Origin of the sequence: Pelagibius sp. (assembly GCF_965227505.1) — a bacterium.
GTDB lineage: Bacteria > Pseudomonadota > Alphaproteobacteria > Kiloniellales > Kiloniellaceae > Pelagibius.
On sequence record NZ_OZ245757.1, the window covers coordinates 2,896,920 to 2,909,397 of the forward strand.

At 65.8% G+C, this 12,478-nt stretch carries 12 protein-coding genes and 1 tRNA gene; 10 read left to right on the forward strand and 3 right to left on the reverse strand.

The features are described 5' to 3' along the window. Positions 1–134 precede the first annotated feature (134 nt). Positions 135–1,160, reverse strand: coding sequence for a hypothetical protein (locus tag ACO06P_RS13825; RefSeq protein ID WP_420345819.1), 1,026 nt, complete (start codon positions 1,158–1,160; stop codon positions 135–137). Between the two features lie 571 nt (positions 1,161–1,731). Between ACO06P_RS13825 and ACO06P_RS13830 the strand changes: the two genes are divergently transcribed. After that, positions 1,732–2,664, forward strand: coding sequence for a LysR substrate-binding domain-containing protein (locus ACO06P_RS13830; RefSeq protein ID WP_420345820.1), 933 nt, complete (start codon positions 1,732–1,734; stop codon positions 2,662–2,664). Positions 2,665–2,697: 33 nt separating this feature from the next. Here the strand turns inward: ACO06P_RS13830 and ACO06P_RS13835 are convergent. Further along, positions 2,698–2,772: transfer RNA gene (locus ACO06P_RS13835), tRNA-Gly, on the reverse strand. A 244-nt stretch (positions 2,773–3,016) separates the two neighbouring features. Here ACO06P_RS13835 and ACO06P_RS13840 point away from each other — a divergent pair. From ACO06P_RS13840 to ACO06P_RS13870, 7 genes are all read left to right on the forward strand, one after another. Beyond that, positions 3,017–3,553, forward strand: a complete 537-nt coding sequence (locus ACO06P_RS13840) for a prolyl-tRNA synthetase associated domain-containing protein (protein ID WP_420345821.1) — start codon at positions 3,017–3,019, stop codon at positions 3,551–3,553. A gap of 284 nt (positions 3,554–3,837) precedes the next feature. Further along, on the forward strand, positions 3,838–4,776 hold the full coding sequence (gene trxA, locus ACO06P_RS13845; RefSeq protein WP_420345822.1) for a thioredoxin: 939 nt from the start codon (positions 3,838–3,840) through the stop codon (positions 4,774–4,776). 26 nt (positions 4,777–4,802) lie between these two features. Continuing rightward, positions 4,803–5,465, forward strand: coding sequence for an LON peptidase substrate-binding domain-containing protein (locus tag ACO06P_RS13850; protein WP_420345823.1), 663 nt, complete (start codon positions 4,803–4,805; stop codon positions 5,463–5,465). Positions 5,466–5,501: 36 nt separating this feature from the next. Further along, a complete protein-coding gene (locus tag ACO06P_RS13855) occupies positions 5,502–5,684 on the forward strand; it encodes a Trm112 family protein (RefSeq protein WP_420345824.1) in 183 nt (60 codons plus the stop codon). A gap of 87 nt (positions 5,685–5,771) precedes the next feature. Next, complete coding sequence (locus tag ACO06P_RS13860) at positions 5,772–6,164, forward strand: gamma-butyrobetaine hydroxylase-like domain-containing protein (RefSeq protein WP_420345825.1); 393 nt, start codon at positions 5,772–5,774, stop codon at positions 6,162–6,164. A gap of 234 nt (positions 6,165–6,398) precedes the next feature. Next, on the forward strand, positions 6,399–7,640 hold the full coding sequence (locus ACO06P_RS13865) for a M24 family metallopeptidase (RefSeq protein WP_420345826.1): 1,242 nt from the start codon (positions 6,399–6,401) through the stop codon (positions 7,638–7,640). A 201-nt stretch (positions 7,641–7,841) separates the two neighbouring features. Beyond that, on the forward strand, positions 7,842–8,471 hold the full coding sequence (locus tag ACO06P_RS13870; protein WP_420345827.1) for a formyltransferase family protein: 630 nt from the start codon (positions 7,842–7,844) through the stop codon (positions 8,469–8,471). 66 nt (positions 8,472–8,537) lie between these two features. Here ACO06P_RS13870 and ACO06P_RS13875 read toward each other — a convergent pair whose 3' ends face one another. Further along, positions 8,538–9,914 (reverse strand): UbiH/UbiF/VisC/COQ6 family ubiquinone biosynthesis hydroxylase, encoded by a 1,377-nt coding sequence (locus ACO06P_RS13875; RefSeq protein WP_420345828.1) that lies wholly within the window; start codon positions 9,912–9,914, stop codon positions 8,538–8,540. 476 nt (positions 9,915–10,390) lie between these two features. Here ACO06P_RS13875 and ACO06P_RS13880 point away from each other — a divergent pair, with 476 nt between their 5' ends. Both ACO06P_RS13880 and amt read left to right on the forward strand, forming a co-directional pair. Continuing rightward, complete coding sequence (locus ACO06P_RS13880) at positions 10,391–10,729, forward strand: P-II family nitrogen regulator (protein ID WP_420349640.1); 339 nt, start codon at positions 10,391–10,393, stop codon at positions 10,727–10,729. Between the two features lie 21 nt (positions 10,730–10,750). Further along, positions 10,751–12,121, forward strand: a complete 1,371-nt coding sequence (gene amt / locus ACO06P_RS13885; protein WP_420345829.1) for an ammonium transporter — start codon at positions 10,751–10,753, stop codon at positions 12,119–12,121. Positions 12,122–12,478 lie beyond the last annotated feature (357 nt).

Consider the following 12,478-nt stretch of genomic DNA (forward strand, 5'->3'; position numbering starts at 1 on the left):
TGAATGAAGGATTTGTTCGCACACCAAGATCGGCGCAGGCAGCCTGTCCGCGCCGGAAAACAGGCGCGCTTCGGGACCTGTGGTGGAAGAAGAGAAGCGGCGTTTGCCGCCGCCCACTGAACCAGGGGTCTGCGCTACCGGTGTGCGAAGAGGTAGCGGCCCGTGTCGGGGTTGCCGCGGCGCCACATCACGTTGTCCAGAAGGTAGTGGTGGATGTTGATGAACACCCAGGCCATGAAAAAGAAAAGGCTGGGCCCGAAGACCGTCTGGTCGACCGGAACCGCGTGCTCGAGCGCGATGGGAAGACCCCAGAAGCCGAGAATGCCCAGGAGCAGGCCAGCCCCCAGGAACGCCGCGAACCGCGCCGCTGCCGGCGCCGCGCTCTCCTTTACCGCTCTTGCTTGCGCAGCCCTATCGCGCTCGGCGTTCAGTTGGTAGCGCCAGACGACCACTAGGTACTGCAGGGAATGACAGGCGGGAATCACCAGGACGTAGAAGGGGTCCAGATTGAACAGCAGCCAAGCATAGAGGGTGACAAGATAAGCGACCACGCCGTTGATCGGGAGACGGCGGTTCTCCGTCGCCCACTTGCGCACCAGCATCCAAAGCGTGGCGGCCGTGGTACCGATGCTCACCGCCACCGCCAGCGTGACCAGCCACCCCGGCACGTCGAAGGAGTAGTAGGCGAGACCCCAGAAGTCGCGCTCGCTCAGCACCCAGTTCGCAATCAGCCAGTCGGCCGCCCAGACCACGTAGGCGTTGATCAGCAGAACGCGCTTCTCGAGGTCGGCGAAGAACTGTCGTTTCAGCACGGAACAGACAATCAGCATCCCGTAGCCTTGCTTGACGTAGTGCCAGCCCACCAGGAAGAGCATGAGGTTTGCGGTGAGGCCGAGCGCGCGGACGTCGTTCAGAAGCACCGCACCGAGAAGATAGGCGAGCAGTGCAAGGGGTGCGACGACGCCGGCGAAGATGTAGCGCAGGCGCAGAACCGGGTCGTAGTGGGGACCGAAGGCCTTTTGGCCGAACCCGCGATAGAAGATCTGATAGGAATGCGCGAAGTGAGGATGGTTGATGATGTTGGCCAGCCATATCATGGCCAGGGCCACCGCCGGTTGGCTGCTCGCCGGAGGCTGGAAGACGAGCAGCAGAAGCAGCACGATCAGCGCGCCGCCCCCGAGGCAGAGAAAGTCGACCAGCGGATGAAACAGACAGCCGTCGCGCCCGGCCCGGCGGGGTGCCGGGCATTACCCTCTGCGCAGCCTCAACGGGGGCCTGGCTGCCGGCGGGCGGAATTGTCTCTTGGAGCGCCATGACGGCAAGCCTCCTGCGGTCGGATTGCCGTCAAATCTGCCATAGGCAAAGTCAGCGTATCGTTAAGCGAAACGCATATTATCAATGTTGCCGATGGGGCCGACTAGTCCTCAGCCAGTGCCCGAGGATCGAAAGGGAGGTCACCAAGCTCGCGCTGCGACATGGCCTGCAGCGCCGGGTGCGCGAGCGGATCGCGCCGCCAGCCCCCGGAAGGCTGCGCCCCCGGCCGGCCGGTTCTGCCGCCAAGGCGCGCAAGCAGAGAGGACAAGGCCCTGAAAGGGCCCCTGTCGGAGTTCGCCGAAACGGCGACAGCCCGCCGCCATACCTCTTCGAAAGTCCATAGCATGTCTATAACAATGGGCGATGAATGCGCTGAAAAAACTGTATTTGTTCGAAACTAATCTATAGAATTTCTATATGACTGAGTTGGCCGGCGTACATTTGAACGGGCTGCGGGCGGTCGAGGCTGCCGGGCGCCTGGGCAGCCTGACGGCCGCGGCGCGGGAACTGGGCGTTTCCCTGGGGGCGGTCAGCCAGCAGGTCCTCAAGGCCGAGGCGCAGCTGGGCCAGCCCGTCTTTGTCCGCAGCCCGAAAGGGCTGCAGCCGACGGCCTTCGGCCAGGAGGTTCTTGTCCATCTGCGCGAAGGCTTTCCCCATCTGGCCGCCGCCGCAGCGCTGGGCCGGACTGAAGCCGTTAATACCCTGACGGTTTCGGTGCCGCCGGTCCTGGCGGCGAAGTGGCTGGTCCCGCGCCTCTCACACTTCAGCGAACGGCTGCCGGACCTGAAACTGCGCATCGATGCCTCCATCGAACTGGCCGACCTGGATCACTCCGACGTCGACCTGGCCATCCGGATGGGGCCGGGGCACTGGCCCGGCGTGAACGCCGACCACCTGATGGACCAATACATCTTTCCCGTTTGCAGCCCCGCCTTGGCCAAAGGCCTGAAGCGCCGTGAAGATCTCGCCAGGGTCCCCATTCTTCAGGACCGCAGCGCCATGTTCACCTGGGACACCTGGCTGGAGCCGGAAGGATTGAGCGGGCTGGTTCTCCAGGAAGGCTCGGTCTATTCCGACGCGGCCCTCTGTCTGCAGGCGGCGATCGCCGGTCAGGGTGTCTTTCTGGCCTGGCCGACCCTTGCGGACTATGCCATCGCCAGCGGCCAGCTGGTCGCGCCCTTCCCCGGTCGCCACAAGACCGGGCTGGCCTATTGGCTGGTGACCTCGCCGCGCAAACGGCGCACGGCCAAACTGCGGGCCTTCGAAGCCTGGCTGCGCGAGGAACTGGCCGTCTTCGCAGCCGAGGACGCGGTTCGCAGCGCCGCAGACGAAAAAAGCGCCCCTGGGTGAGGGACGCTTTGTCGCCGCGAAACCGCGAGAAACTGGAGCGGGCGATGAGATTCGAACTCACGACCCCAACCTTGGCAAGGTTGTGCTCTACCCCTGAGCTACGCCCGCATCGGCGAAGCGGGGAGATACCCCCTTTCGCCCCGCTTTGCAAGCCCGCTTTCTCGCCGGCCCGCTGTGCACATTATGGCCGCGGCGCCACGGCCGGCGGCCTCATGCGGCCTGTCCTGGTTGAGGCTTGCCCGGGTTGAGGCTTGCCCTGGCGGCCGCTCGAAGGCTATTAGCCTTTCCCTACTCAAGGCTTAACGTTCCCCCGGGCAGCCTGCGGCCCGGGGCACTCTAAAGGGAAACCACCATGGCCGAGACCGGCAGCACGCAAGACGCGGAGAGTGCCGCTCTTCCGACCTCGCCGGAGGCGCTGTTGGCGCGTCTGGACGGCCTCGGCATCGAGGCGCGGACGGTCTCCCACCCCCCGGTCTACACCGTGGAACAGGCCAAGGCTCTGCGCGGCGAACTGCCCGGCGCCCATATCAAGAACCTCTTCCTGCGCAACAAGAAGGGGGCGATGTGGCTGGTCACCTGCCTGGAAGACCGGGACATCGACCTGAAGGCCCTGGGCCAGCGGCTGGAAGCCGGGCGCTTTTCGTTCGGCAGCGCCGAGCGGCTGATGACTTACCTGGGGGTGCTGCCCGGCTCGGTGACGCCCTTTGCCGTGATCAACGACAGCCGGCAGGCCGTGACCATGGTTCTGGACAGCGGGGTCCTGGACCATGACCTGGTCAACTGCCATCCGCTGATGAACGACCGCACCACGGCCATTTCTCCCGGCGATCTGCTGCGCTTCCTGGAGGCCGAGAACCACAGCCCCCAGATGATCGATATGGCCGGATGAGCGTTCCCCGCTGACGCCCCGGCCGGGACGAAGTCAGATCTGGGATTGGGCCAAAGCGGCGGGACGAAGGGGCGGGACGAAGGGGCCGGCGCGGCCGGTGACGGCAGGTGGGCTTGCTTCGGCGACGGAAAGCCGCCATTTATGATGTGGACGTCAGGCGATCCACCACGGGCGAGGCGGATTTCTTCAGGTGCGGCGTCTGAGCGGCCTTCCCGAGGCCAAATTCGGCAGGCAATCCGGCTCATGGCGCGCAAAACCAACAGCAAGCAGACGGAAGACGAGATATGGAACCGATAATCGGTGACGACGGCGCGGCCCTGGGCATGGCGGGCGGCTCCGCCGCGGAGGTCATCAAGGAGAGTTCTCAGCAGGCTTTTGCCCAGGATGTCATAGAGGCCTCCATGTCCGTGCCGGTGATCGTCGATTTCTGGGCGCCCTGGTGTGGCCCCTGCAAGCAGCTGGGCCCGCTGCTGGAAGCCGCCGTACAGGCGGCCCGCGGCGCCGTGCGCATGGTCAAGATCAACATCGACGAAAATCAGCAGCTTGCCGCACAGCTGCGCATCCAGTCGATACCCACGGTCTACGCCTTTTTCCAGGGCCAGCCGGTGGACGGCTTCCAGGGCGCGCAGCCGGAAAGCGAGGTCAAAGCCTTTGTCGAGCGTCTGCGCAAGGCCGGCGAGGCCGGCCGCGGTCCGAGCCCGATCGAGCAGGCCATCGAACAGGCCCAGGCCGCCTTCGAAGCCGGCGATGCCGGGGCCGCCTCGGCGCTGTTCTCCCAGGTTCTGCAGCACGAGCCGGAAAACCCGGAAGCGCTGGCCGGCCTGATCGGCTGCTACCTGGCCGGCGGCGACAACGAGACGGCGCAGGAGATGTTCGAGGGCCTGACCGATGAGCTGCGCAAGCACCCGGCCTTCGCCTCCGTCGCTGCTCAGATCAACCTTCAGGCCCAGGCCGGCGACGTCGGCGAGGTCCCACAGCTGATGGAAAAGGTCGCGGCCAACCACGACGACCATCAGGCGCGCTTCGATCTGGCAATGGCCCTGCACGCCAGCGGACAGAAGCAGGCGGCCGCCGATGAGCTGCTGGAAATCGTGCGCCGCCAGCGTAGTTGGAAGGATGAAGAAGCGCGCAAGCAGCTGCTGACTTTTTTCGAGGCCTGGGGGCCGACCGACCCGCTGACCATCGACACACGCCGCCGCTTGTCCTCGCTGCTGTTCTCCTGATCCGCGGATCTTTGCCTTCAGGTACCATGAGTCGAACCGCCTTTGATCCCTGTTTCGAGGACCTGCCGAGGGTCCTGCCGATCTTTCCGCTCGGCGGGGTGCTGCTGCTGCCCGGCGGCCGCCTGCCCCTGAACATCTTCGAGCCGCGCTATCTGGCGATGTTCGACGATGCGCTCGCCTCCAACCGGATGATCGGTATGGTGCAGCCGGTCGAGAACGGCGAGGCCCAGGACGTGCCCAAGGTCTACGAGACGGGCTGTGCCGGCCGCATCACCTCGTTCAACGAGACCGACGACGGCCGCTATCTGGTGACGCTCTCCGGCCTCATACGCTTCGACCTCGTCCGCGAACTGCCGGCCGACAGCTACCGCCTGGTGGAGCCGAACTACGACCGCTTCCGCAACGACATGTCCGAAGACACCGGCGCCATCGACCGCGACCGCCTGGTGCAGGTGCTGGGGGCCTACTTCGAGGCCAACTCCATCGAGGGCGACTGGGAGGCGATCGAGCAGACCGGCGACGAGCGCCTGGTCACCTCGCTCGCCATGATCTGCCCTCTGGGCGCGCCGGAGAAGCAGGCCCTGCTGGAAGCCATGACCCTGACCGAACGCGCTGAAACCCTGACCGCCATCATGGAGATGGCGACCCACAGCGGCGGTGAGGGCGAAAGCGAGACCAAACACCACTGAACGCCGGCCCCCGGCCGGAACGCCCGAGAGACAACCATGACCCAGAACACCGTCGACCCGAAGCTGCTGGAGATCCTGGTCTGCCCGCTGACCAAGGCGCCGCTGGACTATGACAAGGATGCCCAAGAGCTCATCAGCCGCCAGGCGCGGCTGGCCTATCCGATCCGCGACGGCATCCCCATCATGCTGGTCGACGAGGCCCGACGGCTGGACGATTGACGCGGCTGGATGATTGACGCGGCTGGATGATTGACGCGGATGGATGATTGACCCTGTGCGGCGCCTGACGACCGAAACGGATACGCAATGACCGTCAAGGAAGAGAACCAGCAGGACTTCGGCAGCGCGCACTGGCCGGAGGAAATCCGCTACCTCTCCGAAGACAAGGCCTTGGTGATCCGCTTCGACAGTGGCGAGACCTTCACCTTTGCCGCTGAGTTCCTGCGCGTCGAAAGCCCCTCGGCCGAGGTTCAGGGCCACGGGCCCGGCCAGAAGCAGATCGTGCCCGGGCGCCGCCATGTCGGCATCATGGCGATTGAGCCGGTGGGCAACTACGCCGTGCGCATCAAGTTCGACGACCTGCACGACACCGGGATCTTTTCCTGGCAGTACCTGCACAAGCTGGGCCGAGAACAGGAAAGCCTCTGGCAGGCCTACCTCGACAACCTGGCAGCCAAGGGCCTCAGCCGCGATCCCTGAACCCGCCTGCATGCCGCGGTGAATCGCCCTGGCGTAACCGCAATTCGGACCCGTGCCGCGCCTCGACAGGATCGCGGCGCGCAACTTCCGGGGCCCCTCTTTTTCAGCGGTTGAAGAAGCGCGCGGCTTCCGTTGTGCCATCTCCGCCACTGCGCCGTCGCAAGCGGACAAGAAGGCGCGTCCGGCCCTGGCAAGCTCTTCGGTACAGAACCTGGAAACAGCGGAGCGGTGGCCATGGCGCCCGACGGGCAGACCGACAGACAACAAGACCCTGCACAGGATGGCGCAGCGGTCGATCTGCGCGCCTTGCGGGCCTACCGGCTGGCGCGGGTGCGCGCCGAACTGAAGCGCCGCGACTATGCCGGTGCGCTGCTCTACGACCCCATGAACATCCGCTACGCCTGCGACAGCCGCAACATGGCGGTGTGGTGTCTGCACAATCCCGTGCGCTATTGCTTCGTCGCCACCGAGGGGCCGGTGGTGATCTTCGATTTCCACAACTGCGAACACCTCTCCGAAGACATCGAGGTGATCGACGAGGTGCGCCCGGCGACCTCGTGGTTCTACTTCGAAGCCGGCCAGCGTTCGGAAGAACTGGCCGGAACCTGGGCGGCGGAACTGGCCGACCTGGTGACCCGCTACGGCGGCGGCAACCGGCGTCTGGCCGTCGATAAATGCGACCTCTTCGGTGTCAGCGCCCTGCAGGCCCTCGACATCTCTCTGCACGACGGCCAGGAGGTGATGGAACTGGCCCGGGTGATCAAGGGGCCGGAGGAGCTGCGCGCCATGCGCACCTCGGTGGCGGTCTGCCAGATGGCCATGGCGGAGATGCATCGCCAGCTCACCCCCGGCATGACGGAGAACCAGCTCTGGGCGATCCTCAACCAGGTGAACGCGGCCAACGGAGGGGAGTGGATCGAAACCCGCCTGCTATCCGCCGGCGGGCGCACCAATCCCTGGTTCCGGGAGTGCGGCGACCATGCGATCCAAGCCGGCGACATCGTCAGCTTCGACACCGACATGATCGGCCCCTACAGCTACTGCTCCGACATCTCCCGCACCTTTCTCTGCGGCGACGGCCGGGCAAGCGACGAACAGCGGCGGCTTTATCAGCTCGCCTGGGAACAGATCCATACCAACACCGCCCTTCTGAAGCCGGGCCTCAGCTTCCGCGAGCTTTCCGAAAACGCCTGGACGCTGCCGGCCTCCTGCGCCGCCAACCGCTATTCGGTCGTGGTGCACGGCGTCGGGCTCTGCGACGAGTATCCCGCCGTGCGCTATCAGCGCGACTTCGAGAAGGCCGGCTACGACGGCGTCTTCGAGGAGAACATGACCGTCTGCGTCGAAAGCTACATCGGCGAGGAGGGCGGCCATGAAGGCGTGAAGCTGGAGCAGCAGGTGCTGATCACCGCCGGCGGCGCCGAACTGCTCTCCGACTTTCCTTTCGAGGAGCGCCTGCTGCTGCGGGAAGTGTGATCCGGGGAAAGCTGCGACGCTTCGGACAGAGCAAGAGAGCAGGGTCGCGCCGTCGTCTCCATGACGGCAACGCAGGACGACCGAGCGGCCGAAACAGTCTGCAGGGACATCTCCGAGGGAAATGCTAATCGATTGAATTATATTATATAATCACCTTGTGCGGGTATTTCTGCATCAAAATGCGCGTTATATATTCGCGCCATGGTTTTCCATCGTCAGTGTCTGATCCTCTCTCCTTATCCCGAGCCCCTCGTTCAGTCGATCGGAGCGACGGGCGACAAAGCGTTCGTATCCGATCGCATCGAAAGAGACCCTGACTGGGTCATCTGCTTTGGGCATCAGGGGCTCATTCGCGAGCCTGAGTTGACGGTGTTCAAGGACCGGATCGTCAACCTGCACATCTCCTACCTGCCCTGGGGCCGCGGCACGGATCCGAACCTCTGGGCCTGGGTGAACGGTGAACCTCACGGGGTGACCCTGCACTACGTCGACGCCGGCATCGATACCGGGGACATAATCGCCCAGCGGCTTGTGGACATGGACGGGAGCGAAACGCTCCGCTCGTCCTACGACAAGCTGCACAAGGCTGCTGTTGCGCTGTTTCGCGACGCTTGGCCCGCATTGCGCAACGGTCGTGCGCCGAGGACACCGCAGTCCGGTGAGGGGTCCTCTTACCGACTGCGCGATCGCGACAGGATTGCGCTGCCGCAGGGCTGGGATACCCCGGTGAGCCAACTCAGGCGGCCGGGGCATCGGCGCCGGGACCGCAGGGACGCAGAGAGCGTGCAGGGGCGCAGCCCGAACCCTCACAGCGACGCGGACAGGGTCTAAGAGGACTCGGCGTTTGTCGTCGCAAACCGACGAGCGCTGCCGTCGGTCGCCGCCCGCCGCGCGCGCCTAAAGCGCTTCGCCCTTCAGCAGGCGGGGGAGTTCGCCCACCAGACCCATGGCATGGCGCATGAAGAAGCGCTTCAGCGGGGGCATGCGGTTCACCGCCGCCAGGCCGAGATCGCGCAGCAGACGCACCGGCGGCAGGTCGTTGGAGAACAGCCGGTTCAGGGAGTCCGTTGCCGCGATCAGGGCCAGGGTGTCGAAGCGCCGCCAGCGCTGATAACGCTCCAGCACCTGCGGGCTGCCGATGTCGAGGCCGAGGCGGCGGGCATCGACAATCGATTCCGCCAGCGCCGCCACGTCGCGCAGGCCGAGGTTCAGCCCCTGGCCGGCGACGGGATGGATGCCGTGGGCCGCGTCGCCCACCAGGGCGAGGCGCTGGTCGATCATGCGTTCGGCATGCAGCAGCGACAGCGGGTAGGACCAGGTCCTGGCCGACCACAGGCTGAGTCGCCCCAGCGAATCGCCGAAGCGACGCTGCATCTCGGCGGCGAAGCGGGCGCGGTCCAGGGCCAGCATCGCCGGGGCCAGATCGCGGCGCTCCGTCCACACCAGCGAGGAGCGGTGCACGCTGCGGCCGGTCTCGTCCTCGGCATCGTTCATGGGCAGCAGGGCAAAGGGCCCGGCGGGCAGGAAGTGTTCGTGGGCGACGCCGTGGTGCGGGCGCTCGTGGGCGACCGTGGCGACGATGCCGGTCTGGGAATAGCCGACCTCGGTGATTCTGATCCCGGCCGCCCGGCGCTGGGCCGAGCCGCGCCCGTCCGCGGCCACCAGCAGCCGCGCCGCAACCTCGGTGCCGTCGCCGAGCCGCGCGGTGACGCCGTTGGGGCCGCGATCCACCCGACCCAGTTCCGCCGGCGCCCGCAGGTCGAGGCGGTCGAGTTCCGCAGCGCGCGCCAGGCAGGCGCGGCGGATCGCCGTGTTCTCGACGATGTGGCCCAGGGGCGGAGCCTCCCGCCCCCCCGAACCCGCCCCGGCTTTCCTGCCGACACCGGCCTGGCTGGCGACACCGGCCTGACTGGCGACACCGGCCTGACTGGCGACATCGCTATGACTGAAGTGCAGGTGCAGGGCGGAGGCGCCGCCGCGCCGGGCCACTGCGGTGGCCCCGCCGAAGGGCGCCCCGTCGGAGATCCGGATGTCGAGGATCGGCGAGGCCGTGGCCGCCATGTCCCGCCACAGGCCGGTGACGGCCAGCGCCTGCTGGGAGCCGCGGGCAATGGCCGAGGCGCGGCCGTCGAAGGCGTCCTCGCGCATCGCCGCCGGGTCCAGGCGGTCGACCGCCACAACGGCGACCCCAGCTTCGGCCAGGGCGGTCGCGAGGGTCAGCCCCACCATGCCGCCGCCGGCAATCAGCACTTCGGTTTCGATCCGCTCCGCCATCGGGCCTCCGTCAGGCCGGGCGCCCTCCGCGCCCGGTGCATGTCTCGCTCGCTCCAGCTATTGCGCGGACGTCGGCAATTGTCCAGGCGCCGCTTGTCGCAGGGCGCAACAGCAAGAAAGGCCCGAAAGAGGGGCCGGTCGCCAGGGGCTCGACAACTCGCATGTACACTGCCTAATTTTTAACCTACGCTTCATATTTGCCTAAAAAATTGGCAGCAGTGGCGCGGCAAGGCCGCAAACCGCCGCCGCCGGCCGGAGGCTCGGAGCGACCGGATTCCGTCTGTTTTGCGCTGCAGCATCCACTTGGCACGCTTCTTGACTCCTCTGGGTCGGGCATCCGCCTGTTTTCGGGCCGGTGGCTGCCGGGCCCCCTTGTGCACCGAGGGGCCCCTGCAGGACGCCGGACACCGGAATGTCCGGCAAGAAGACGTTTGCAGGAGAAGGGTGCGCGTGAGGATGAAGGGGACAGCCTGATCATGAAAATGGTTATGGCCATCATCAAGCCGTTCAAGCTGGATGATGTGCGCGAAGCGCTCACGGGAATTGGCGTCGAAGGCCTGACGGTCAGCGAGGTCAAAGGCTACGGCCGGCAGAAGGGGCAGACCGAAATCTACCGCGGTGCGGAGTACTCGGTGAACTTTCTTCCCAAGGTGAAAATCGAAGTCGCGGTCTCGGACGAACTGGTTGGGCAGGTCGTCGAGACAATCCAGAGCTCGGCCAACACGGCGCGGATCGGCGACGGGAAAATCTTTGTCCTGGACATTGGCCACGCCGTGCGGATCCGCACCGGCGAGACCAATGCCGAGGCGCTTTAAGTCAAGAAGGGATCGAAAGACATGGGAGTTCTGGGAAAATCCGTAACGCGGACAGCGGGCCTGGCGGGCCTCGCGGGCGCCGTGCTGCTGCTGGCGACGACGCCGGCCCGCGCGGAGGTCAGCGAGGAGACGGCCTTCGTCTTCAACACCTTTGCGTTCCTGGTGAGCGGCTTCCTGGTGATGTGGATGGCCGCCGGCTTCGCCATGCTGGAATCCGGCCTGGTGCGCACCAAGAACACGGCGACGATCTGCCTGAAGAACATCGCCCTCTATTCCATCGCCGGCATCATGTACTACGTGATCGGCTACAACCTGATGTACAGCGGCGTTGACGGCGGCTACTTCGGCTCCTTCGGCGGCTTCTACAACACCACCGATGCCGAGAAGGCCCTTCTGGGCGCCGACGAGGCGACGCCGGAGCTGATCGCCGCGGTGACCAGCAACGGCTATTCGGTGATGTCCGACTGGTTCTTCCAGATGGTCTTCGTCGCGACAGCCGCCTCCATTGTCTCCGGCACCCTGGCCGAGCGCATCAAGTTCTGGCCCTTCATGATCTTCGTGGTGGTGCTGACCGGCTTCCTCTACCCGATCCAGGGCTCCTGGACCTGGGGCGGCGGCTGGCTCGCCGAGATGGGCTTCTCCGACTTCGCCGGTTCGACCATCGTCCACTCCGTGGGCGGCTGGGCGGCCCTGGTGGGCGCGATCATCCTGGGTCCGCGCAAGGGCAAGTACGGCGCCGACGGCTCCGTCCACCCGATGCCGGGCGCCAACCTGCCGCTGGCGACCCTCGGCACCTTCATCCTCTGGCTCGGCTGGTTCGGCTTCAACGGCGGCTCGCAGTTGGCCCTGGGCTCCGCCCTCGATGCCTCGGCCATGGCGATCGTCTATGTGAACACCAACCTGGCGGCAGCCGGCGGCGTGGTCGCAGCGATCATCCTGACCCAGCTGGTCTACAAGAAGATCGACCTGACCATGGCCCTCAACGGCGCCATCGCTGGCCTGGTGGCGATCACCGCCGGGCCCGATCTGCAGAACCACTTCCTCTCCATCCTGATCGGCGCCATCGGCGGCGTGCTGGTGGTCTTCGCGATCCCGTTCTTCGACAAGCTGAAGGTCGACGACGTGGTCGGCGCCATCTCCGCCCACCTGGTGGCCGGCGTCTGGGGGACCCTGGCGGTGGCTATCTTCGGCGGCGGTGACTTCGTGGTGCAGGTGATCGGCATCATCGCCATCGGCGCCTTCATGGTCATCACCAGCGCCATCGTCTGGCTGGCCCTGAAGTTCACCATCGGCCTCCGGGTCGACGAGGAAGGCGAGGAGATGGGCCTCGACAAGGCGGAACTGGGGATGGAGGCCTATCCCGAGTTCGGCCACGGCTCGCAGTCTTTGTAAGCCGGGCTCTGTAAGCCGGCCTCTGAAAGAGAGATTGAACGTGATTACTCAGGTGGTTGCATCGGCAAAAAGACCGGCTCTTTGCGGGGCCAGCCCTTGATGCGGGTGTGATTTTCCTCTGCCAAACTGGCCCGGAAGCGCCGCTTCCGGGCCCTTTTTTTGCCCAAATCGCGGGGCAGGCTTTCTGCTATGGACTGGAATGCCGCCCCGCAGGAGCGCTTGTGAGGGCGCGGCCGGGCCGTTAGACTCGTTTGCGTTTTGTACCACCTCCGGGAGGGCCGCCCGGATCGGCGCGTGACGGGGCCACCGGGCCGCCGAAGACAAATGGGCGACAGCAGTCTCCAAATCCTGAGGACA